Origin of the sequence: Staphylococcus sp. 11511212 (assembly GCF_011394755.1) — a bacterium.
GTDB classification, from domain to species: domain Bacteria; phylum Bacillota; class Bacilli; order Staphylococcales; family Staphylococcaceae; genus Staphylococcus; species Staphylococcus chromogenes.
This window is the reverse complement of the sequence record NZ_JAANBQ010000016.1, coordinates 25,435-47,397: the sequence shown is the minus strand read 5'-3', so window position 1 is coordinate 47,397 and position 21,963 is coordinate 25,435. Positions and strand designations below refer to the sequence as shown.

At 37.1% G+C, this 21,963-nt stretch carries 22 protein-coding genes; 3 read left to right on the top strand and 19 right to left on the bottom strand.

Going from position 1 to position 21,963, the window contains the following annotated elements; translation table 11 throughout:
• Window positions 1-2: 2 nt before the first annotated feature.
• The 12 genes from G8Y84_RS09775 to fdaB all read right to left on the bottom strand — a co-directional run bounded on the left by G8Y84_RS09775 (window position 3) and on the right by fdaB (window position 11,223).
• Entirely contained in the window at window positions 3-530 is a 528-nt protein-coding gene (locus tag G8Y84_RS09775) for a TIGR01440 family protein (RefSeq protein WP_037576588.1), read from the bottom strand.
• 124 nt (window positions 531-654) lie between these two features.
• Window positions 655-1,074 carry a low molecular weight protein arginine phosphatase gene (locus G8Y84_RS09770; protein WP_037576586.1) on the bottom strand — a complete coding sequence of 140 codons (420 nt, stop codon included), beginning with the start codon at window positions 1,072-1,074 and terminating at the stop codon, window positions 655-657.
• On the bottom strand, window positions 1,071-2,120 hold the full coding sequence (locus G8Y84_RS09765; RefSeq protein ID WP_037576639.1) for an L-threonylcarbamoyladenylate synthase: 1,050 nt from the start codon (window positions 2,118-2,120) through the stop codon (window positions 1,071-1,073). Before G8Y84_RS09765 ends, G8Y84_RS09770 begins: the two co-directional genes overlap by 4 nt.
• 87 nt (window positions 2,121-2,207) lie before the next feature.
• Window positions 2,208-3,053 (bottom strand): peptide chain release factor N(5)-glutamine methyltransferase, encoded by an 846-nt coding sequence (gene prmC / locus G8Y84_RS09760; RefSeq protein WP_107366376.1) that lies wholly within the window; start codon window positions 3,051-3,053, stop codon window positions 2,208-2,210.
• Complete coding sequence (prfA, locus tag G8Y84_RS09755) at window positions 3,040-4,116, bottom strand: peptide chain release factor 1 (protein ID WP_037576582.1); 1,077 nt, start codon at window positions 4,114-4,116, stop codon at window positions 3,040-3,042. Before prfA ends, prmC begins: the two co-directional genes overlap by 14 nt.
• A gap of 3 nt (window positions 4,117-4,119) precedes the next feature.
• On the bottom strand, window positions 4,120-4,716 hold the full coding sequence (locus G8Y84_RS09750) for a thymidine kinase (RefSeq protein ID WP_037576579.1): 597 nt from the start codon (window positions 4,714-4,716) through the stop codon (window positions 4,120-4,122).
• Window positions 4,717-4,946: 230 nt separating this feature from the next.
• The gene (locus tag G8Y84_RS09745) at window positions 4,947-5,201 is read right to left on the bottom strand and encodes a type B 50S ribosomal protein L31 (RefSeq protein ID WP_037576577.1); all 255 of its coding nucleotides are present in this window, start codon (window positions 5,199-5,201) and stop codon (window positions 4,947-4,949) included.
• Window positions 5,202-5,322: 121 nt separating this feature from the next.
• Entirely contained in the window at window positions 5,323-6,639 is a 1,317-nt protein-coding gene (gene rho, locus G8Y84_RS09740) for a transcription termination factor Rho (protein WP_037576574.1), read from the bottom strand.
• Window positions 6,640-6,822: 183 nt separating this feature from the next.
• Window positions 6,823-8,253, bottom strand: a complete 1,431-nt coding sequence (locus G8Y84_RS09735; protein WP_105963465.1) for an aldehyde dehydrogenase family protein — start codon at window positions 8,251-8,253, stop codon at window positions 6,823-6,825.
• A gap of 213 nt (window positions 8,254-8,466) precedes the next feature.
• Window positions 8,467-8,793 carry a winged helix-turn-helix transcriptional regulator gene (locus G8Y84_RS09730; RefSeq protein ID WP_103159239.1) on the bottom strand — a complete coding sequence of 109 codons (327 nt, stop codon included), beginning with the start codon at window positions 8,791-8,793 and terminating at the stop codon, window positions 8,467-8,469.
• Window positions 8,794-8,841: 48 nt separating this feature from the next.
• Window positions 8,842-10,107: a UDP-N-acetylglucosamine 1-carboxyvinyltransferase gene (locus G8Y84_RS09725; protein ID WP_103159238.1), complete on the bottom strand. Its 1,266-nt coding sequence runs from the start codon at window positions 10,105-10,107 to the stop codon at window positions 8,842-8,844.
• Window positions 10,108-10,350: 243 nt separating this feature from the next.
• The gene (gene fdaB, locus G8Y84_RS09720) at window positions 10,351-11,223 is read right to left on the bottom strand and encodes a class IIb fructose-bisphosphate aldolase FdaB (protein WP_037576564.1); all 873 of its coding nucleotides are present in this window, start codon (window positions 11,221-11,223) and stop codon (window positions 10,351-10,353) included.
• A 216-nt stretch (window positions 11,224-11,439) separates the two neighbouring features.
• Here fdaB and G8Y84_RS09715 point away from each other — a divergent pair, with 216 nt between their 5' ends.
• On the top strand, window positions 11,440-11,961 hold the full coding sequence (locus G8Y84_RS09715; protein ID WP_037576561.1) for a DUF2529 family protein: 522 nt from the start codon (window positions 11,440-11,442) through the stop codon (window positions 11,959-11,961).
• A 63-nt stretch (window positions 11,962-12,024) separates the two neighbouring features.
• Here the strand turns inward: G8Y84_RS09715 and G8Y84_RS09710 are convergent, their stop codons facing one another.
• From G8Y84_RS09710 to G8Y84_RS09700, 3 genes are all read right to left on the bottom strand, one after another.
• Entirely contained in the window at window positions 12,025-13,632 is a 1,608-nt protein-coding gene (locus G8Y84_RS09710) for a CTP synthase (protein ID WP_037576559.1), read from the bottom strand.
• Window positions 13,633-14,027: 395 nt separating this feature from the next.
• Window positions 14,028-14,561: a DNA-directed RNA polymerase subunit delta gene (gene rpoE, locus G8Y84_RS09705; protein WP_037576556.1), complete on the bottom strand. Its 534-nt coding sequence runs from the start codon at window positions 14,559-14,561 to the stop codon at window positions 14,028-14,030.
• Window positions 14,562-14,729: 168 nt separating this feature from the next.
• A complete protein-coding gene (locus tag G8Y84_RS09700; RefSeq protein ID WP_103159237.1) occupies window positions 14,730-15,590 on the bottom strand; it encodes a GNAT family N-acetyltransferase in 861 nt (286 codons plus the stop codon).
• 87 nt (window positions 15,591-15,677) lie between these two features.
• Here G8Y84_RS09700 and G8Y84_RS09695 point away from each other — a divergent pair, with 87 nt between their 5' ends.
• Window positions 15,678-17,279: a BCCT family transporter gene (locus G8Y84_RS09695; protein WP_165806329.1), complete on the top strand. Its 1,602-nt coding sequence runs from the start codon at window positions 15,678-15,680 to the stop codon at window positions 17,277-17,279.
• A 42-nt stretch (window positions 17,280-17,321) separates the two neighbouring features.
• On the opposite strand, the gene G8Y84_RS09690 is transcribed toward G8Y84_RS09695, so the two are convergent.
• Window positions 17,322-17,690 (bottom strand): VOC family protein, encoded by a 369-nt coding sequence (locus G8Y84_RS09690; protein WP_103159236.1) that lies wholly within the window; start codon window positions 17,688-17,690, stop codon window positions 17,322-17,324.
• Between the two features lie 106 nt (window positions 17,691-17,796).
• Between G8Y84_RS09690 and coaW the strand changes: the two genes are divergently transcribed.
• Window positions 17,797-18,594, top strand: coding sequence for a type II pantothenate kinase (gene coaW, locus G8Y84_RS09685; protein WP_037576548.1), 798 nt, complete (start codon window positions 17,797-17,799; stop codon window positions 18,592-18,594).
• Window positions 18,595-18,766: 172 nt separating this feature from the next.
• Here coaW and G8Y84_RS09680 read toward each other — a convergent pair whose 3' ends face one another.
• The 3 genes from G8Y84_RS09680 to G8Y84_RS09670 form a co-directional block, all read right to left on the bottom strand.
• On the bottom strand, window positions 18,767-19,438 hold the full coding sequence (locus tag G8Y84_RS09680; RefSeq protein ID WP_037576545.1) for a DUF2750 domain-containing protein: 672 nt from the start codon (window positions 19,436-19,438) through the stop codon (window positions 18,767-18,769).
• Between the two features lie 90 nt (window positions 19,439-19,528).
• Entirely contained in the window at window positions 19,529-20,710 is a 1,182-nt protein-coding gene (gene ldmS / locus G8Y84_RS09675) for an L-aspartate--L-methionine ligase LdmS (RefSeq protein ID WP_136732232.1), read from the bottom strand.
• The gene (locus tag G8Y84_RS09670) at window positions 20,711-21,895 is read right to left on the bottom strand and encodes a M20 family metallopeptidase (RefSeq protein WP_037576542.1); all 1,185 of its coding nucleotides are present in this window, start codon (window positions 21,893-21,895) and stop codon (window positions 20,711-20,713) included.
• Window positions 21,896-21,963 lie beyond the last annotated feature (68 nt).

Here is a 21,963-nt window from a genome sequence, read left to right as displayed (position 1 = left end):
TTTTAAAGTTGATATTTCGCACGTTCACCACCAATTTTTTTAGGTCGTGTCGTTGCCACCGTTACGATAGCTTCTCCTATTTTATCGACAGATGTGCGGACAGGCACAGCGACATGTTTAAGATGCATACCGATTAACGTTTGGCCAATATCAATCCCTTTGTTTGCTGTGATATGTTCTACAACAATTGGATCTTTTAGGTGGCGATAGGCATAAGTTGACAACGAACCTCCCGCGTGAACATCCGGAACGACCGTTACTTCCTCCATTTGATACGGATCAAAGTCTTTGCGTTCAATCGTCAATGCGCGATTGATATGTTCACATCCTTGATATGCAAATGAAACACCCGTTTCTGTTGAAATCTCATCGAGTGCTTCAAAAATGTCTTTTGCTATATCTAAAGAACCTGTCGTACCTATTTTGTCGCCCAACACCTCTGATGTAGAACAACCAATAACACAGATTTCTCCGTCAACAAAAAATGATTGAGACTTGAGTTCTTCTAATAACTGTTTTAAACCTTTCATTTCCAAAACCTCCTAGGATTATGTATCAATACAAAACAAATTATCCAAAGAACATAGAAACGTGCTATATGCCATTTATTATAACTTATTTTCTTTGGAACTTATACTGATTATATAACTGAATTTAATCTATTCGGTCTTTAAGCTTGAAAATATCGGTTTCAAGGTGTTGAAATAATTGTAAATACATTTCATATGAACTTCCAAACGGGTCGGGAATATCAGAAGCACTATCTAAATAATCTTTAAGCGTATATACATGTGATTGTTGCCCAAAATAGTGGTCAATCCAACGCTTATGTTCTGATGTCATGGTTAATATTAAATCCGCTTTCATATCTTCTTTCTGAAATTGCTTGGCTAAAGAAGGTTCAGGATAGTCATGTATTTTTAATACTTCCTCAGTATGCGCAGATGGCGAGGCACCCTCACTTGCCATAAGTCCTCGTGATTCAATTTGATGCGTTGGCAACAGGCGCTTTGCAATACTTTCTGCCATTGGACTTCTGCAAGTATTTCCAGTGCACACAAAAATAATCCTCATAAACGCTCATCCTTTACAATTTGGTGATTGACTGCTTTTAGCATTCGATTGCGTAAGGCTTCGGTTTCTTCGCTTACGGGGTATCCATAAATATACGCACGCTGTATATTTGAAAGTGTGTCTAATTGATGTAATGCCGCGTATAAATTACGATTAGCGTGTTGGATGTCCCACTCATCATGACTTAAAACCATCGTTGTGGCTTCTTTAGGAATATACTTAGACATACTTTCTGGAACAATAAAAGCAATTTCTTGCCAATTTTCATGTGCATTCTCACGAATAGGGCCCTCAATATTTTCAATCATCACGAGTGGTGTATCCGGTGCATAATGTTTATATTTCATACCTGGAGCTATAGGCTTTTCGGTCATATCTATGACGGACTCATCTATTGAATTAGGGAGTATTTCATTCAACATTTGACGCGTAATCGTTCCTGGTCTCGCAATTCGGTATGGGAATGAAGTACAATCGATCACTGTACTTTCAAGCCCAGCATCACTTGGTGTCGAATGGATAATCCCATCCACCCGTCCATTTAAATCTTCGAATGCGTGTTCAAACGTTGTAGGTGATGGACGTCCGCTCAAGTTCGCACTTGGTGCTGCGATAGGAATATTAGCTATTTTCAAAATATATCGGGCAACTGGATGACTTGGCATGCGTACAGCCACCGAATTTAACCCTCCCGTTACACGTTCACATAAAAATCCTTTTTTAAGAGGTAAAATAAAAGTAATAGGTCCTGGCCAAAAAGCTTCCATTAATTTTAATGTTGTTTCTGAAACGGAGGTTACAAAATCATTTAATTGATCTGTATCATAGATATGAATAATTAATGGATTGTCTGAAGGGCGCCCTTTAGCTTCGTAGATTCCTTTTACCGCTTCTTCATTTAATGCGCTAGCACCTAAGCCGTATACTGTCTCTGTTGGCATTACGATTAATTTGCCTTCTTGATACATACGAACAATTTCTTCAAATTGAGGATAATCTTTGAGTTGATAAGTAAATTCACGTACGTCCCAAATTTTTGTGTTTATCACGAGAAAACACCTCTTTCTTACTTTTATTTTACTTCATAATAAAAAGTTATGCACTCTATATTAGAGACATAACTTTGAATTCAATTATTGGGCGCTCCATTTAAAACTTATAATACGGTCATTCCCATTAATATCTTTAATGACCTTTGGAACAAGTTGTGGATAAAGGCTCGTTATTAAACTTTTTAATGCGGCACCTTGTTGATATCCTATTTCAAAAACAACAGGCGCCCCTTCTTTCATTACTTTTGGCAGTTGTATGAGTATAGAACGATAAATTTTCAGTCCCTCATCTTCAGCAAATAGCGCTAAATGTGGTTCATAATTTAAGGTACTTGTACTCATCACATTTTGTTCAATGCAGTCGATATATGGCGGATTGGAAATTAATCCCTCCAACTTCAACTTTTTTTCTATAAAAGGGTGTAACGTATCACCACATAAAAATTGTATGGCGGCATCGTGTTGTTGCGCATTTCGTTGAGCTACCTCTAGGGCTTGAGGGGAAATATCAGAAGCATAAACAGACAACTGTGGATGTGCTTTCTTTATCGAAATAGCAATGATACCACTACCTGTCCCAATATCTGCAATCGTCCCTTCTCGAGGTAACTGATCCATAAAGTGAGCGACGACTTCCTCAGTTTCTGGTCTTGGAATCAAGACATCAGGGGTAACCTTGAAATCTCGGCCCATAAAGGAGGCAAATCCTACGACATATTGCTCAGGTTCTCCTTTTAACAATCGTTCTAAACCGTTTTGTAATAAATGAAATTCTTGCTCTGAGATGACTTGTTGTTTATTCATCAAATATGTAGTCCGACTCCATCCGAGCAAGTCCATGACTAACCAATCGACTTGAGCAGTCTCTAATCTTTTATCTTGCAGTTGCTGTTGCGCTTGGCTAATCCACTGATTATATTTCACCATTATTAAGCTCTTTTAATTTTTCAGTTTGTTCGTGCATTGTAAGCGCATCAATGATTTCATCAAGTTTACCTTCCATAATTTGATCCAATTTTTGTAAGGTTAAACCGATGCGATGGTCTGTGACACGGCTTTGCGGATAATTATAAGTACGAATACGTTCTGAACGGTCGCCCGTCCCCACAGCTGACTTACGTTGTGCAGCATATTTTTGTTGTTCTTCTTGGACTTTCATATCATATAAACGTGCTTTCAATACTTTCATCGCTTTTTCACGGTTTTGAATTTGGGATTTTTCAGATGATGTCGCAATAACCCCTGTAGGTAAATGGGTAATACGTACAGCAGAGTCCGTTGTATTAACGTGTTGACCTCCTGCCCCACTTGAGCGATATGTGTCTATTTTTAAATCCTCGTTGCGAATTTCAATTTCAACATCTTCGACTTCAGGTAAAACAGCCACAGTTGCTGTTGACGTATGAATACGTCCACCAGATTCTGTTTCAGGAACACGTTGTACACGATGCGCACCATTTTCGAATTTTAATTTACTGTAGGCCCCGTCACCTGAAACTGAAAAACTAATTTCTTTATATCCTCCGTGATCACTTTCAGTGGCTTCCACAATCTCTGTTTTAAATCGATTCGCTTCTGCATATTTTGTATACATTCTAAATAAATCACCCGCAAAAATCGCTGCTTCATCCCCTCCAGCAGCTGCACGCACTTCAACGATAACGTCTTTGTCATCATTTGGGTCTTTTGGAATTAATAATAGTTTCAATTCCTCTTCAAAACTTGGAATTTGCGCTTTTAATTCAGAGGCTTCTTCTTTTAACATTTCAATTTCATCTTCATCTGAGGTATCATTAAGCATTAAATCTATATCCTCTAAATCTTCTTTAACTTGTTTATATTGACGATAAACTTCAACAGTTTTTTGAAGTTCTGATTGTTCTTTAGAATATTTACGTAATTTATCTGAATCACTCACCACTTCTGGATCACTAAGTAATTCGTTGAGTTGTTCATAGCGTTCTTCAACAATATCTAATTGATCAAACATATTTTATTCCTCCTCTTTTTCATCACTCGGTAAAATGACATGGTGTGCACGACATCGAGGTTCATAACTTTCATTAGCCCCTACCATTATAATTGGATCATCATATTTCGCAGGTCGTCCATCGATTAATCGTTGTGTTCGACTTGAAGATGCGCCACAAACTGCACAAACGGCTTGAAGTTTAGTAATATGTTCACTTACCGCTAGCATCTCTGGAACAGGATCAAAAGGCTCCCCTTTGAAATCCATATCTAACCCCGCAGTAATCACACGATAACCTTTTTTTGCCAAATCTTGCGCAATATCGACGACAGTACGATCAAAAAATTGAATTTCATCAATACCTATAATATCTACATCCGACAAGTCATGTTGCTCTATTTCTTTCGCTTCAGTAATATTAATGGCCTCTATCGCATTCCCATTATGCGAAACTATTTTTTCTTTATGGTATCGATCGTCAATCGTCGGTTTAAACACGATGACCTTTTGTTTCGCATACACACCTCGACGCAAGCGTCTAATCAGCTCTTCTGACTTTCCACTAAACATACTGCCGGTAATGCATTCAATCCATCCTGAATGATACGCTTCGTACATGTTATTGCCACCCTTTTCAAAACATAATCGCTTAATTATATCATATAATGATGTTCCTATTTGAAGATTTCATGAAAAAGGAGTTCGAACATTTTTATGTCTCACTCCCTTATATCTTCTATGTATGCATTTATGATTGTTAACGTACTTATAATCAAAAAAGTGCTTTTGTCTACAAAAAAGGAGCAGAGACCAATGTCCCGCTCCCTTGTATTTCGTTAATACGATAATTAGTTGTTTGATTTGAGACCGAATTTCTTGTTGAAACGTTCCACACGACCATCTGCAGCAGCAAATTTTTGACGTCCTGTGTAGAATGGGTGTGAATCTGAAGAGATATCTAAACGAATAACTGGATACTCGTTACCATCTTCCCATTCCATTGTTTCGTTAGAAAACTTCGTAGAACCACTTAAGAATTTAAAATCTGTTGTAGTATCTAAGAAGATTACTTTACGGTATTCTGGATGAATGCCTTGTTTCATTATTTTCAGCTCCTTTGCCCTGAACCATCCGGAACAGAGTTATTTGTGAGTTTTCACCAATACTTAAACATTATAAAGGTTGCATTTTTAAAATGCAACCCTACTTTAACATTTATTCATTTTAAATAATCGGCTTACCTGTACGGGTGCTTTCTAGCGCACTTTTCTTTAACTCTTCAAAGAATTGTTTGTTGGTTTTTGTTTTTTTCAAACGACGAATAAATCGTTCTGCAAAATCAGGTGAATTAGAAAACATATTTCGAAGTTGCCATAAACTTTCTAATTCTTCTTTAGGCACTAACAATTCTTCTTTACGTGTAGAACTACGTGAAATATCAATCGCCGGGAAAATTCTACGTTCAGATAAACGTCTGTCTAAATGTAACTCCATATTTCCCGTTCCTTTAAATTCTTCATAAATCATGTCGTCCATACGAGAACCTGTATCTACTAGCGCAGTGGCTAAAATCGTCAAACTGCCTCCTGCTTCAATGTTTCTTGCAGCTCCAAAAAACGTTTTAGGTCCATGTAAAGATGCTGGGTCAAGACCTCCTGATAATGTTCTACCGCTTGGAGGTACGACAAGGTTGTATGCGCGCGCCAAACGTGTAATAGAGTCCATCAATACGATAACATCTTCTCCAATTTCAACTAAGCGCTTTGCACGTTCTAACAGTAATTCTGCAACCTTAACATGATGTCTAGGATGTTCATCAAACGTAGAGTGCACAACCTCAGCTTCCTCTACAGAACGCTCGATATCTGTTACTTCCTCCGGTCTTTCGCCGACGAGTAAAATAAACAGTTTTGCATTTGGTTTATTTTTCACAATTGCGTTTGCGATTTCTTTTAATAAAGAGGTCTTACCTGCTTTAGGTGGTGCAACGATTAAACCACGTTGTCCTAATCCGATAGGTGTCACTAAATCCATAATGCGTGTGGAGTATTTTTCGGGGTCTGTTTCTAATTGAATACGTTCATCTGGATATAGAGGCGTTAGTGCTTGGAAGTGGGGACGTTTTTTGACTTCTTCAGCATTGTGATCATTCACAAAATCGACTTGTAAAAGTCCATAATACTTTTCACTTTCTTTAGGTTGTCTAACTTTACCTGTGACTTTATCGCCTAATTTAATTTCAAATCGTCTTATCTGAGAGGCAGAAATATATATATCTTTTTCACCTTTAGAATAATTAACCGTTCTTAAAAAGCCGTAACCATCTTGTTGAATATCATCTAAGATACCTTCCATATAGTAGTTTCCGTCTTTTTCCATTTGTGCTTCCATTATGGCAAGGACAAGTTCTTTCTTATTCAACTTGCTATAGTTTGTCAGCTTTAGAGACTTTGCTTTTTCAGTCAAAGCTTTCGTGGTGTAGTTTTTGTATAATTCATGAAAAGATTCATACTGCGGTGACGTTCTTTCCTTGGTCGCCATATTTAACACTCATTTCATAATAAATTCTTTCATCGTAGCGATAATTGATACGATAACATCAATACTATAGCAAATTTTATGAATAAATACAAAACATGATTTAAAAAGAAACTAAAAAGATCCACGTCATTAAGTTTTATTGATAAATTTCTCAAAAAACTTAATAACGTGGTGCATCATCAGTTATGCTTTAAAATAACCTGCGATGGCTTTAACTTCTAAAAATTCTTCGATACCGTAGTCGCCCCATTCACGACCAAGTCCAGATTGTTTGTAACCGCCAAATGGTAAATCAGGTGTACGGCCTGCTTCGTTAATTTCAACAGTTCCAGCTTCTATGGAACGTGCCACTTTATGAAGTTGTTCTTTATCTTGACCAAAGACATAACCTGCTAATCCGTACTTAGTATCATTTGCGATGCGAATCGCTTCATCTAAATCTTTGTACGTAATGACAGACATCACAGGGCCAAAAATTTCTTCTTGCGCAATTGTCATTTGATTATCCACGTTCGCAAAAATCGTTGGTTTCACGAAATATCCTTTATCTAAACCTTCTGGATGCCCTTCGCCACCATAATACAATTCCGCGCCTTCTTGAATACCTTTTTTAATATAATCTTGAACTTGTCGATATTGTTTTTCGCTCACAATAGGACCCATTTCTGTTTCTTTTTGTTGTGGGTCTCCGACTTTTACAGCTTCCATATAGGATTTAGCTTTTTCAAGAAAGGCCTCTTTCATACTTTCAGGGACAAGTGTACGTGTTCCTGCAGTACAGACTTGACCTGTATTATTCACAACTTTACCCACAGCTGCTTTAGCCGCTTCGTCTACATCCGCATCATCTAGAATGATATAAGGTGATTTACCCCCTAGTTCAAGTGAAACCTTTTTAAAGTCTTTGCTTGCCTTTTCCATAATTTTTGAACCTGTTGGACCAGAACCCGTAAATGACATCATTCTCACATCTGGATGTTCACTCAATGGATTGCCGACACCTTCGCCATCACCATTTACTAAATTGAACACCCCTTTAGGCACGCCTGCTGCTTCAAAAATTTCTGCTAAGATAAGTGCAGCAAAAGGTGTCTCTTCTGACGGTTTTAAAACAACAGGTGAACCTGCCGCAAATGCAGCTGCTAATTTTAATGATGTTTGGTTTGTTGGAAAGTTCCAAGGTGTGATAAGGCCAGCCACACCGATAGCTTCTTTCACTACTAAACTATCTCCACGTTGTTCCTCAAATTCAAAACGATCTAGAGCATCATGTGCTTCTTGGAAGTGATTAAGACCCATTTGATAATGGATGTTTTCTGATTTCGTCACAGGTGTCCCTAACTCTAAAGTCATCGCTTCAATTAAGTCATCTTTTCGTTTTTTATATTCATCGACGATGCGACCTAACATCGCTTGTCGTTCTTTTACAGGTGTATTTCTAAATTCAAGATAAACGTCATTTGCAGCTTTAACTGCTTGATCGACATCCTCTTTATTCCCTTTGGCAATATGACCAAAAACTTCTTCAGTCGCTGGGTTTATGACTTCTAACGTTTCACCACTTGCACTGTCTACCCATTCGCCATTAATATATTGCTTGATTTGGTCTCTCATTTATAGACACTCCTTTATCAAACTTGTTTACATGTTAATCTATTTCCTAAAAAGGATGTATTTAAACTATAACGCGCACTTAGACGTGATGCATTGATTTTGCTTATACCCTCACTTCAGCTCTATTAATTTTTAATGCAAAATAAAAAAGCAATATGTAATTAGAACAGTATCGTCTAATTCATATTACTTTTATAAGTTCAATTAACGTTTTTAAACTTTTTCAGGCAATGTGACGTGGTCGTGCGCCCACTTTTCAAGCGGTTTAAGCGCTATCGCTAAATCAATACCTTTTTGAGTTAATTCATAGCAAACAGAGGGTGGGTTTTCGGAAATGATATGCTTTGTAATAAGTCCCCATTCTGCAAGCTCTGTCACTTTTAACGAAAGTGCACGGTTAGTAATGGGGTGCAAATCACGTTTCATTTCTGAAAAGTGTGCTCGATGTTCTGGACATGTGGATAAATAATGTAAAATTAAACCATTCCAGCTCCGTCCTAGAATTTTAAACGTTTTTTCTAAATATGGACAAACTTCCATGACTCTCACCTCTTAATCAAGATATTTGAATGTCCAATATTTTATAGATTAAGCATCAACAGTTTCAGTCCATATATCTGCGCCTAGACGTTTTAAGTTATTTACGATATCAGTGTATCCTCTATAAATATGTTTGACATTATAAATCGTTGTTTCACCTTCAGCAATTAAACCGGCTATGATTAAACAAGCCCCCGCGCGTAAATCACTCGCATAGACTTCGGCACCTGATAGCTTTGATGGTTTAATGGTCGCTGTACCACGATCTGCATCAATGGCCCCATGCATTTTTTGTAATTCAGGAACATGTTTAAAGCGTTCTGGATAGATTGTTTCTTTCACAAAACTAGGTCCTTCAGCTAAAAAGAGCAGTGGGGTTATCGGTTGTTGTAAATCTGTTGCAAACCCGGGATAAACAAGTGTTTTAATGTCTACACTATGGTATGGGTGGCTCGCTTGAACAACCATATAATCGTCCCCAACATCAATTGTAACCCCTAGCTCTTTTAGTTTAACTGTTAACGGTTCGACGTGCTTAGGAATAATATTATCAATGACGATACGTTCACCACTCGCCGCAGCAATACACATATAGGTTCCTGCTTCAATTCGGTCAGGAATAATCTGATGTCTACTTCCATGCAGATGAGGCACACCCATGATTTTTATTGAACTAGTACCAGCACCACTAATTTTGGCACCCATACTATTCAAAAAGTTAGCGACATCGACAACTTCAGGTTCTTTAGCTGCATTTTCAATCACTGTTTGACCTTCTGCGCGCGATGCGGCCAACATAATATTGATAGTGGCACCTACACTGACGATATCAAGATAAATATTCGCTCCAACTAAACGCTCAGCTTCAATTTTCATTGAGGTCGTGCTTGACTCATCTACGACTGCTCCCAAAGCTTTAAAGCCTTTAATATGCTGATCAATAGGTCTAGGACCTAATGGACATCCTCCTGGGAGTCCAATGACACATTTTTTAAATCGGCCAAGCATTGCACCCATCATATAATAGGATGCACGCAAGGATTCAACTTTATTATTAGGTAAAGCAGCATTTTGGATTTCAGTAGGATCAACATGCAAAGTTGTGCCTTCCAACTTTGTTTGAATATTTAAATCCCCAAGTAAACTCACTAATGTTTCCACATCTGAAATTTTAGGCAAACCATCCAATGTTACAGGTTCTTCAGCCATTAATGTTGCAGGAATAATCGCAACTGAACTATTTTTTGCACCACTAATTTCTACCTTGCCTTTTAAAGTTTGGCCACCTTTAATTTTAATAACTTCTTGCGCCATGTGATTGAACTCCTTTTCCCTTGCTCAATTTCTCCATAAAATATCATAATATAGGCATTATAATGTAAAATTTTTCAAAATGCAAAATCGTGAGCATGATAAAAAAATCGTTTTATCCCTTAAAAAATCACACTAAATGCCCCGTTGAAAATAAAGGGTCCCTTTTCAACTTATTAAAAAAGGATGAGACCGCTCAGTGTCTCATCCCCACATTCCAAACATTTCATCACAAACGTCGCGTGATTAACCTTTAATATTTTCCGCTTTGTTTGAAGTACCAAATTCTTTAATTTTACCGATGACTGTTTCTTTAATTGCTTCACGTGCAGGTCCTAAATATTTACGTGGATCGTAAACTTCTTTATCTGCATCTAACACTTCACGCACACGTTTAGCAGAAGCAATTTGGTTTTCTGTGTTTACATTGATTTTAGCAGTGCCAAATGAAATGGCTTTTTTAATGTCGTCAGTTGGAATACCTGTACCTCCATGTAATACAAGTGGTAAACCAGTAGATGCACCAATTTCTTCCATTTCTTTGAAACCTAAGTTTGGTAAACCTTTGTATGGTCCGTGTACAGAACCTAATGCAGGTGCTAAAGTATCAATACCTGTATCTTTCACTAAGTTTTGACACTCGATTGGATCCGCATAGATCACACCGTCAGCTACCACATCATCCTCTTGTCCACCGACTGTACCAAGTTCAGCTTCAACAGAAACACCACGTGCATGTGCGTATTCAACCACTTTTGAAGTCACTTTGACGTTATCTTCATATGGCTCATGTGAAGCATCAATCATGACTGATGTAAAACCAGCGTCAATTGCTTCTTTACATTTTTCGAAACTTGAACCATGATCTAAATGAATCGCTACTGGAATTGTGATTTCATAGTCATGCATTAAACCTTCTACCATTTTAACAACAGTATAAAAACCACCCATATAGCGTGCGGCACCTTCTGATACCCCTAAAATAACAGGTGCATTCTCTTCTTGAGATGCTTGTAGAATCGCTTGTGTGAATTCTAAGTTATTAAGGTTATATTGGCCTACAGCATAACCATTTTCTTTTGCGTCGATTAACATTTCTTTCATTGAAACTAAAGGCATGAAAGTTCCTCCTTGGTGCATATCGCACATTAAATTTATAACCACATTATAGCAAAATTGAACGTAAAATGCATAAATAATCCTGTCAAAATGTGATTATTTCATCATTTCGTCAATGAAAGCGTAATCATTTTTGTATGAATATGCGAATATTGATAATTGAAGTATAATTCCTTAAAATAAAACACAATGATTTTAATAACGGAGGCACACATTATGTCCAAAATGTTAGCAACACAGTTGACTGGAATTTTCCAACGTATCGATAAACAAGAACTTGATATCCAAATGGCTGCACAATGTCTGATTCAAGCGATGGGTGGCGAAGGACATATATATGTCAAAGGATATGACGATCTACAATGGTTTGAACCTTATATTTTAAACAGTGAAGAAAAATTAAAATCAAGTCGTTCGCTTAGCGCAGTAGATACATTTGAGCAACTAGACAGCACAGATCGCATTTTACTTTTTGCACCTTTTATGACAGAGGCATTAGAAAAAGATTTACAACAACTCATAGACTTAGATAAAGAGGTCGTTTTAATTACAAATCCTTCAAAATCTTATACGGTACCCGAACACTTGATACATTTTATCAATTTATCCACCCCTAGAGCTATCGTCATGACTGAAGATTATGATAAAGTGGTCGTTCCACACAATATTGCGATGAATTACATTTACTATGATATTTATACACAAATGATTGAAATGATAAGAGACTTAGACTTATAAAATTGATAAAGCGACGGGGCATTCTTAACCTTTGAATGCTCCGTCGCTTTTTTGGTGTGCCAATTATTTATTTTGTTGTTGTATTGCAGCTTCGATGAATGATTTAAAAATCGGTTGAGGACGATTTGGACGTGATAAAAATTCAGGATGGAATTGACATGCAATAAAGAAAGGATGATCTTCAATTTCCACCATTTCCACTAAACGTCCATCAGGGCTTGTTCCTGAGAAAATCATGCCCGCCTCTTCTAATTTTTCTCTGTATTCATTATTAAACTCATAACGATGACGGTGACGCTCTTGAATATTTTGGGCGTCATAAATACGCTCTGCTAACGTATTTGGTTTAATTGTACATGGATACAATCCTAATCGAAGTGTCCCACCTAAATCTTCAATATCTTTTTGCTCAGGTAACAAATCAATAACTGGATATGGTGTGTTTGGATCTAATTCAGCAGAATGTGCATCAGTTAAACCAACCACGTGACGGGCATATTCAACTGTCGCCAATTGCATCCCTAGACAAATGCCAAAGAATGGGACTTTGTTTTCACGCGCATACTTAATCGCAGATATTTTCCCTTCACTTGCACGGAATCCAAATCCGCCTGGTACTAAAATACCATCAACGTCATGGAAATAGCTTTCCGCATTTTCATCAGTCACTTCACTTGAATCAATCCAGCGAATTTCAATATCTTTCATATGAGGGTATCCTGCATGTTTTAAAGATTCTGCTACAGAAAGATAGGCATCTTGTAAAGCAACATACTTTCCTACAAGCGCTATTGTTACTTTACCTTCCAAATTATTCACGACATTGATTAAATGATTCCACTCATCAAGTTGCGTTTCATATTGCGCTTCTAATCCGAGGCGTTCAATAACAATATCGTCCATATCTTGGCGACTTAATTGTAAAGGAATTTCATATAATGATTCTGCATCACGACATTCGATGACGCTTTTCTTATCAATATCACAAAATAGCGCAATTTTATCTTTTAAATCTTGCCCCATTTCATATTCTGTACGTACCACAATTAGGTCTGGTTGAATGCCAAGGCCACGTAATTCTTTCACACTATGTTGTGTCGGTTTCGTTTTCATTTCACCTGCTGCTTTAATGTATGGTAAAAGTGTACAGTGAACATACATCACATTTTCGCGACCTAAATCACTTCTGATTTGACGAATAGCTTCAATAAAAGGTAACGATTCAATATCCCCTGTCGTACCGCCGATTTCTGTAATTACGACATCTGCATTCGTACTTTCACCAGCAAGCAGTAATCTTGATTTAATTTCATTTGTAATGTGAGGGATGACTTGTACTGTTCCACCTAAATAATCTCCGCGACGTTCTTTTTTCAAAACGTGGGAATAGACTTTCCCTGCAGTCACATTTGAGTATTTGTTTAAATTAATATCTATAAAACGTTCATAATGGCCTAAATCAAGATCCGTTTCCGCGCCATCATCAGTGACAAAAACTTCACCATGTTGATACGGACTCATCGTACCTGGATCCACATTTAAATATGGGTCAAATTTTTGAATGGTTACAGATAATCCACGGTCTTTTAATAGTCGACCGAGTGATGCTGCCGTAATCCCTTTGCCTAGTGATGAAACAACACCACCTGTTACGAAAATAAACTTGGTCATTCTTATTCCTCCTCATTTCATATCAGAAGCTTTTGCTAAGGGGTAAATCCAATACAAACAGTAAAATGTAAGATACATTTATTATAAAAATAAAAAAGTTCCCTCTCACAATCATTTCATGTAAGGGGGAACGAGTTTACGTCATTTATTTTTGAACGCTTGCTTTGCGTGTGAACATCTCTTTGACGTATGCGTTTTTTCATTGTCCTATTTAAAGGAGCCCGAATAAAATTTTATCATGTTGTCATGAAAAGTCAATAAACTTTATATGAAATTCATATGAAAATCTAGCTTTAAATCGCAAGAACTTCACATGTGAATCTAACCAGTGTAATAGGTGAATATAACCTTTTAAGTTAAGTCACTAATGCTACTTTCATACAAGTCCTTATATTTTATTCTTTTTCCTCTAGTAAATCATCTTCTTCGTCTTCATATTCTTCATCTAAGTCTTCTTCGTCTTCCTCAACCACTAAATCAGACTCTTCGATTTCATCTTCGACGTGCTCATCTTCAGGGTCATTTAAAGTTTCTTGATCATCAGTAGTGCTTGGAATGTTGTCATCCCCTTCACTATCGTCTTCACCAAGTAATTTTAAATTTTTGTCTTCTTCGTCTTCTTCATCAAGAATTTCAAATTTTTGAATAGTTGGTGCTATTTTTTCTTCAATGTCATCCACTGAATACCAGTCACGTAGACCCCAAACATTGTCACCAACACTTAAAAAGCGTCCATCAGTATTTAAATCCGTATAAAATTGAACGATACGATCTTCAATTTGATTGTCTTCATAATGTCCAATTTGCTTAAATTCATCGATAATATCATAAAGATTCATCGTTTCATTTTTTTCAGTTAAAAGTGTATAAGCCATATCAATAAATGCTTTTTCATCAACCATTTCTTGTGTGTAATCTTGTAATTTCATCGGCACATCTTCCTTTCAAAGATTCACGTTACTTTTAGAATTGGATCATTCGCAGCTTTCGTCCAAATTCCAAAGCGCGTCTTATTACCATAACAAACATTGATTATAAATGACTCTTAGGAATTACGCAATGTTTAGCGAAAGGTTTTTTGAAATGACCTTAAAGATTTAGTAATTAATATATTTTTCAAACATTGTATAATCTTCTGTCATGATCGTTTCGACAAAATTACTTTTTTGGAACAGTGGTTTGAGCTCGTTTCGAGAACCGAATAGCATCACTTCAAGCACTTCAATTTTTTCATAGTTTTGACGCACATACGTCGATAATTGACGTAATGCATTTTGAGCGATGCCTAATTCACGGTATTCATCTTCCACTAATACCGCTCTAATGATAAGGCGTGTTTGAAATTGTTCGATCGCAAGAAAACCAACTTTTTCTTGATTTAATGTTAAATTAATAATATCAACAGGTCCTAAATCTGATTGATCACTTCTTTTTAATTTCAAAGACGAAACATACTTAGAGCTTAAATCTAAATAATACAAACGCTCTTTACCGATAGGTCCTTCTTCTTTAGTCGCCGTATGCATGAATCCCGCGCGTTCATAAACATTCCACGCCGCTTCATTTTCTGCATCAACGACAAGATATAAATGACTAAAATCTGGAAACACTGTTTGAACATACTCTGGTAAATTCATCATAATTTTCGTGCCATACCCATGACCTTGATACGCTTCGTTAATGGATAAAGAACGAATATAGACGACTTCTTCTGGTGTGTCATACCCTTCATGTTGATAGTGTTGGTGAAGGACAAAAAAACCTATAATTTCTTCCTTTTCATTGAACACGACATTGGCTACACGATTCGGGTCTTCCAAAGCATCATCAAGTACTTCTTTAGGGAGTGAAGAATAAATACGTTGACGTTCACTCAATTTAAATTGATATAACGCATCTCGGTATTGCTCTTCAAACAAATGTATAGTAATATCATCAAAACGCTTATTTTTAATCATTTACAGATTCATTCCTTTAGTTATTATGTTTTATCGCACTCTAACTATACACTATTTTCAGATTTTTCAAACTTGAAAGGGGATATTATGAAAAAATCAAAAGCAACATTGACGAAGAAAAAAAAGAACCGAAATTTCGTCTATATCGTTTCTTTTTCGATTATTTTATTATTTACACTTCTTGCCGCCTTTTTCCCTAAAGGGTTCGGTATTTACGCACAAAATACATATGATGCCCTTGCGCTCAATTTTGGGTGGCTATTTTTAATTATTGTTTTTGTATTAGATATCTTTCTTATCTTTTTAGCTCTATCTCGATACGGTCGCTTTAAGTTAGGGCATGATGATGAAGCGCCAGAATTCTCATTTATTTCCTGGATTGGAATGCTCTTTTCAGCTGGCCTTGGTGTCGGTATTGTATTCTGGGGTGTAGCAGAACCTTTAACCCATTACCTCCACTCGCCATTCCCTTCAGAAGTGAAAGGTCAAACCGCTGAATCGGCGCGTTTAGCCATGGGCTATACTTTCTTTCATTGGGGCATCTCTCAATGGTCAATATTTGCTATGAGTGGACTCATCGTCGCTTACTTTCAATTTCGTAAACAACGGGATGGCCTTATTTCTACAGCGATGGAACCCGTATTTGGCGAAACATACAAACGTCCATTTCGAAATATTATAGACATTCTCGCGATCATCGCGACGGTTATGGGAATCGCTACTTCTATCGGTTTAGGTATTTTACAAATTGCTGGAGGTTTGAATCATGTGTTTAGTGTCCCTAACACAAATATGACATTAATAATCATCACACTCATCATGACGTTTATCTTTTTAGGTTCTGCCTTATCAGGACTTAATCGCGGAGTAAAATGGTTAAGTAATTTAAATATTATCATTGGTGCCATTTTATTAGTGTTTATCTTCATTGTTGGTGGTTTGCGCTTCATCGTTGAAACATTCACTGTTTCCATTGGAGACTATATCTCTCATTTTGTTCAATATAGTTTAAGAATGGATCCTTATACGGGAGATAATTCATGGATTCAAAAATGGACCATCTTCTACTGGGCCTGGGTTATTTCTTGGTCTCCATTTATCGGTGGATTTGTTGCCCGTGTTTCTCGGGGACGAACGATTAGAGAATTTGTCGTGGGTGTGCTCATTATTCCCCCTATGATTTCATTTTTATGGATTGCAGGATTTGGTGGAACAGCTATTCATTATGCACTTCATCATAACGAAGGGATAGAAAAAGTGGTCGATCAAGATTATACTGTGGCGCTATTTGAGCTATTAAGCAAGTTTCCACTTTACGAAGTCACTAGCGCACTCGCTATCATATTAATTTTTACATTTATTGTGACAAGTGCGGATTCAACCACACACATTGTTTCTGGTATGGCTACCGGAGGCGTAGAAAATCCTAAACGTAAACATAAAATGGTATGGGGGATTCTTATCGGGGCCATCTCTGTCGCTCTGACGGTTGCCGGGGGCTTGACGAGTTTACAAACAGCTTCTGTCGTTACTGGGCTGCCGTTCTCTATCATTTTGCTATTGATGATTTTTGCGTTAATGAATGCCTTACGACGTGAACATACGAAACATTTCCAAATGTCGCACATTGATGATGAAAAAGATTTTTCACGTACAATTGAAGAACGCGAAAGAGATAACGAAATGTAAAAACAGTGCGTGCGGATGTACCGCATGCACTGTTTTTTTGATTTATTCTTCAACAAAGCAATTTAACAACCAATTGACACCATATCGATCTGTCACTTGACCGTGAATCGCATTGAAAAATGTACGATTTAACGGCATATGTGGATTCCCTTTAACACTTAAAGCTTCATAAATGCGTTGTTGCGTCTCTTTATTATTAAAAGTTAATAAAATTTGTGCCCCAGTGTTTGAGGTGTCTTTTCCATAATCATCTGATAAATGAAGCACGACATCCTCCTGTATTTTCAACTCAGCATGCAGTAATTTTCCCTGGTGCTCATTAAGCGGTATGACCTCCCCACCAAAAGTTGATTTGTAAAAATCAAGGGCCTCTTGCACATGATTCACCACGATATATGGACTCAATTTCATAAAATAATCCCCCTATTTTTAATTTCATTCAAATTTTAACTTGTATTTTTGTGATTATCATATAGTATATATTGTTGATAAACAATAATTTTGAGGTGACAATATCATGCGAATCGGAATCGATGCGGGTGGAACTTTAATTAAAATCGTAACTGAACATGAAGGTCAAAGAGAATATCAAACATTTCTTACGACTGAAATTGAACAAGTCGCGCAAAGTCTTAATGATAAAAAATGTTCAGATATTAGTATTACGGGTGGTAATGCGAAAGTGCTTAATGATTTATTGCACTGTGAAGCAAAACATTTTATTGAATTTGATGCGGCAGATAAAGGTGTAGACATCTTACTTAAGGAGCAAGGCATCGAACTCGATCGTTATATATTTACTAACGTTGGGACTGGCACGTCAATCCACTTAGCTGATCATCAGGGTCAGGAACGTGTCGGAGGTATTGGTACAGGTGGTGGCATGATTCAAGGTTTAGGATATTTACTTACAGAAATCAAAGATTATCAAAAATTAACCGATTTAGCGCAACAAGGGAACCGTGATATTATCGATTTAAAAGTTAAACATATTTATAAAAATGATACCCCTCCCATTTCCGGAGAGCTTACAGCTTCTAACTTTGGACATGTTCTACTAAATTTAGATAAAACGTTTACTGATGCAGATAAATTAGCTTCATTAATTGGTGTCGTTGGTGAAAGTGTTACAACAGTTTCAATTCATGTCGCAAGAGAACACGGCGCTAAAGATGTTGTCTATATTGGGTCTTCTTTCCACAATAACCCTTTACTTCAACAAGTCGTCACTGATTATACAATTCTACGTGGTTTTACGCCTCATTATTTAAACAATGGGGCATTCTCAGGTGCACTTGGTACATTATATTTATAAAGCTTGACCGATAATATTAGCCAAAAATGTCTACAAGTGTATCGCCTTGTAGACATTTTTGCCTCTTTTTGTTCCTTTTTACCGATATATATGGGATTAAAATAGCCACCAAAATTTATCAGCGTAAATTTTGGTGGCTTTGTGTACGTAAATAGTGATTGATTGAATTACGTTAAAATGTTAACTCATTCGCCAGTTTTTGTGCACTCACAATGGTACCCACTACACCAGGTTTTAAATCGATGGCCACGTAACGATTATCGTCACGCAATTCATCGAGCCATTCTGCAAAGACTTCTCCTTCAACATCGATTAATTCAAAGGATTCGAAGTCTTCGTGGGCCACACGTTTTGCGCGTTGGCTTAAGCTCCATACAGGCATAAAATGGGATTGTTCAAAATGGTCATTTTCATCACTCACTACCATGAACTCTTTCATCCCTTTTTGCGTTAAGCCATAAACCGTATCTGAATTTGAAACATCTTCGACAAACTCTCGAATACGTAATCGATCAATATCGGTCATTATGTCGTTAAATGCAGATAAGATACTAATTTCATGACCTTCAGCGTCCGTCGTCACATTAACAACCGCTTCATCTTCCTCATCAAACATATCGTCAAGTTCATAAGTTGTGAAACGATCAATATCCATCGTGATCAGTTTATCAAATGCGACATTCAAGTTTTCCAAATATTCTTTAGCAAAGCCTTCTCTCGTCCAAAAACAAAATAATTGTTTTCCATTGTGCTCATGCTTCACAATTTTTTTATCTTTGACAGCAATAAAAAATTGCTCATTAGTCAGAATATCTTTGTAAAATCGTTCATTTTTATATGACATACCTTTCTCCCTCTCTTAATGAGCTCTCTTTAAGTTGAATATAAACTACGGCATTCAATTCGTCAAACATCGTTTATAAAAGAACCGTCATTATGATGAAAGATTTGCTTCTTTCTTAAATGCTTCTTCTAAGCGCTCAATCTCTTCTGGATGTTCGGCGTGCCATATCCCTGCAAATCTCGAAGGTACAGGTTGTTGAAAATATTCCCCATCATAAAATGATAATGGATAAAGCACTTCTTTTTTGACATATTTTTCAATCGTTTGAAAGAATGCCTCTTGATCTTCTCCAGATATATAACTGTAAAATTTATGATATTTTCCGGTGAGCACAGGATCTAAAACTAATAAACTTGTCGATCCGTTATGTCTAAAGTTTAAATCAATCGCATAAATATTTTGCTCAGCATCAACGAGTAAATCAAATCCAGCGACACCAATGAAGCCTTTGTCGACGCCTATTTTCATAATTTCATAGCCCGCTTGAATCACGGACTCTGGAACATCAATCGCATTCACATTGCCATTGTAAAAACCGTAATCGTTTGTCAGTTGTTTAGCAGCCCCTAAGTAAATGATGCCTTTCTTTGGATGAAGGGCGTACTGGACACAATAATTGTCGACTGTCTCGATACATTGTTCGATAATCAAAGTTTGTGTGGCAGCTTTCGCATTTTCGATACGTGCAATCGCTTGTTCCAAATCGCTTTGATTATAGCAAATCATAACACCATAACCACCTGCTGTTGGAAGTTCATCTCCTGGTTTAATCACAAGAGGGAGGTCCCAGTGTTTTAACGCTTCGTGAAAATCTTCTATTTTGACGACTTGTCGTTTTGGCAAGTATTTTCCATCTGTCCACTCTGGAATGCGTGATTTGGTATTTAAATCAATAAACACCTGTTTATTCATCGCATAGTGTTCTGGCGCAATTAAATCTTCTCCGTGGACATATTGTGTGTAAATACGTTTTTGATCTTGTTGTGTTAAGGTTTGTAATAAAGCTTCATAGCTTGCTTTATCTTTAAAAGTATAGATATTCTCAGGTAGCGTCTGATTGACATGTGAAAATAACGTGCGTAATTTTTCAGTGACACTTGCTTCATGAACAATCACTGGCATATCGGCAATAAGTAATTCTCTTCCAGTTAAAAAATTAGACTGATGTTCATTGGGTTCTAACCATGGATTTGAAATGTATGAAGGTCGTGCTGTATAAACCACATCTTTCGCGTATAAGTCTCCCAGTTTTAAAATTGAGTCATCCAACATTTACAATTTCTCCCTTAATAATTGATGTTCCTTTTGAATGGTATTAAATAAATCTTTGTCTTGAATCAGTGTCGCGCCCATCAATGCAATGATTTTTGCCCCTTTAATTAAAGCTTTATCCCCCATAGGGCTTGCAGCGGCTTCTCTGAAACGATGCGTGTGCCCGACTAAACTTCGTGGTCCAATTTTAATATGTGGGTGAATCGTCGGTACAACATGGCTTACATTTCCTGTATCTGTCGAACCATAACCAAAATCATCATGACTGACTTCTTCACCTAATTCAGTAGCATAACGTTCAAACAGCGCATCAAGTTGCGGTGATTTGATGAATTCATTTACCCCGTTTTGAATTGGCGCAAACTCATAGTCACATCCGGTTTGTATTGCAGCCCCTTTTGCGATTTGATGCACGCGCTCTGTCAGTTGATCTAAAGATTTTCGTGTTGTCGCTCGTGTGTAAAAGCGAGCATGTGTAAAATCAGGAATAATATTGGCTGCTTTCCCTCCATCTAATATGACACCGTGCACCCGGTCTGATTTATGGATATGTTGTCGTAACTGTGCGACACCATTAAAGAAACTAAGCATAGCATCTAAAGCATTTCTAGCATCTTCTGCATTTTCTGAAGCATGTGCGCTGCGCCCATAAAATTTAATGTCTAAAACATCAACAGCTAAAGTTGGAATTGTAGGATATGTTTCGTTACCGGGATGTATCATGAGTGCGACATCCACATCATCAATAATCCCTTCTTTCACATAAGACGCTTTGGCACTCCCATTTTCTCCACCTTCTTCAGCTGGACATCCTAAAACAACCACGGAACCTCCTAGCTCATCTATAACTTGTTTTAATGCGATGCCGGCAAGTACACTCGACGTACCGATAATATTATGACCACACGCATGTCCTAATCCAGGTAAGGCATCGTATTCCGCTAAATAACTGATGGTGGGTCCAACTTGTCCACTATCATAGCGCGCAATAAACCCAGTAGAATGACCAGCAATATCTTTTTCTATCTCAAAACCATGGTCGTGTAACTGGTCTATTAAAAGTCTCGACGCAAATAATTCTTCATTTCCTACTTCAGGTCTTTCATGAATTTGATGACTCATATCCAAATAATGTAACCGATGATTATCTATATAATCTAATATGCGTTGTCTCACTGATACCATTAAAAAGTCTCCCTTCAAAACAAAAAAAGCATCCAACGATAAAACACTTCCACTTATCAATAGTAGCG

Coding starts and splice junctions, on each gene's coding strand:
- prmC (WP_107366376.1), bottom strand. CDS start 3,053: ATGGTGAAATATAATCAGTGGATTAGCCAAGCGCAACAGCAACTGCAA.
- G8Y84_RS09735 (WP_105963465.1), bottom strand. CDS start 8,253: ATGAGAGACCAAATCAAGCAATATATTAATGGCGAATGGGTAGACAGT.
- G8Y84_RS09775 (WP_037576588.1), bottom strand. CDS start 530: ATGAAAGGTTTAAAACAGTTATTAGAAGAACTCAAGTCTCAATCATTT.
- G8Y84_RS09710 (WP_037576559.1), bottom strand. CDS start 13,632: ATGACCAAGTTTATTTTCGTAACAGGTGGTGTTGTTTCATCACTAGGC.
- G8Y84_RS09690 (WP_103159236.1), bottom strand. CDS start 17,690: ATGAAATTGAGTCCATATATCGTGGTGAATCATGTGCAAGAGGCCCTT.
- rho (WP_037576574.1), bottom strand. CDS start 6,639: ATGGCGACCAAGGAAAGAACGTCACCGCAGTATGAATCTTTTCATGAA.
- G8Y84_RS09745 (WP_037576577.1), bottom strand. CDS start 5,201: ATGAAACAAGGCATTCATCCAGAATACCGTAAAGTAATCTTCTTAGAT.
- G8Y84_RS09730 (WP_103159239.1), bottom strand. CDS start 8,793: ATGGAAGTTTGTCCATATTTAGAAAAAACGTTTAAAATTCTAGGACGG.
- G8Y84_RS09725 (WP_103159238.1), bottom strand. CDS start 10,107: ATGGCGCAAGAAGTTATTAAAATTAAAGGTGGCCAAACTTTAAAAGGC.
- prfA (WP_037576582.1), bottom strand. CDS start 4,116: ATGTTTGATCAATTAGATATTGTTGAAGAACGCTATGAACAACTCAAC.
- G8Y84_RS09750 (WP_037576579.1), bottom strand. CDS start 4,716: ATGTACGAAGCGTATCATTCAGGATGGATTGAATGCATTACCGGCAGT.
- G8Y84_RS09700 (WP_103159237.1), bottom strand. CDS start 15,590: ATGATTAAAAATAAGCGTTTTGATGATATTACTATACATTTGTTTGAA.
- G8Y84_RS09715 (WP_037576561.1), top strand. CDS start 11,440: ATGTCCAAAATGTTAGCAACACAGTTGACTGGAATTTTCCAACGTATC.
- G8Y84_RS09695 (WP_165806329.1), top strand. CDS start 15,678: ATGAAAAAATCAAAAGCAACATTGACGAAGAAAAAAAAGAACCGAAAT.
- rpoE (WP_037576556.1), bottom strand. CDS start 14,561: ATGAAATTACAAGATTACACACAAGAAATGGTTGATGAAAAAGCATTT.
- G8Y84_RS09670 (WP_037576542.1), bottom strand. CDS start 21,895: ATGGTATCAGTGAGACAACGCATATTAGATTATATAGATAATCATCGG.
- ldmS (WP_136732232.1), bottom strand. CDS start 20,710: ATGTTGGATGACTCAATTTTAAAACTGGGAGACTTATACGCGAAAGAT.
- coaW (WP_037576548.1), top strand. CDS start 17,797: ATGCGAATCGGAATCGATGCGGGTGGAACTTTAATTAAAATCGTAACT.
- G8Y84_RS09680 (WP_037576545.1), bottom strand. CDS start 19,438: ATGTCATATAAAAATGAACGATTTTACAAAGATATTCTGACTAATGAG.
- G8Y84_RS09770 (WP_037576586.1), bottom strand. CDS start 1,074: ATGAGGATTATTTTTGTGTGCACTGGAAATACTTGCAGAAGTCCAATG.
- fdaB (WP_037576564.1), bottom strand. CDS start 11,223: ATGCCTTTAGTTTCAATGAAAGAAATGTTAATCGACGCAAAAGAAAAT.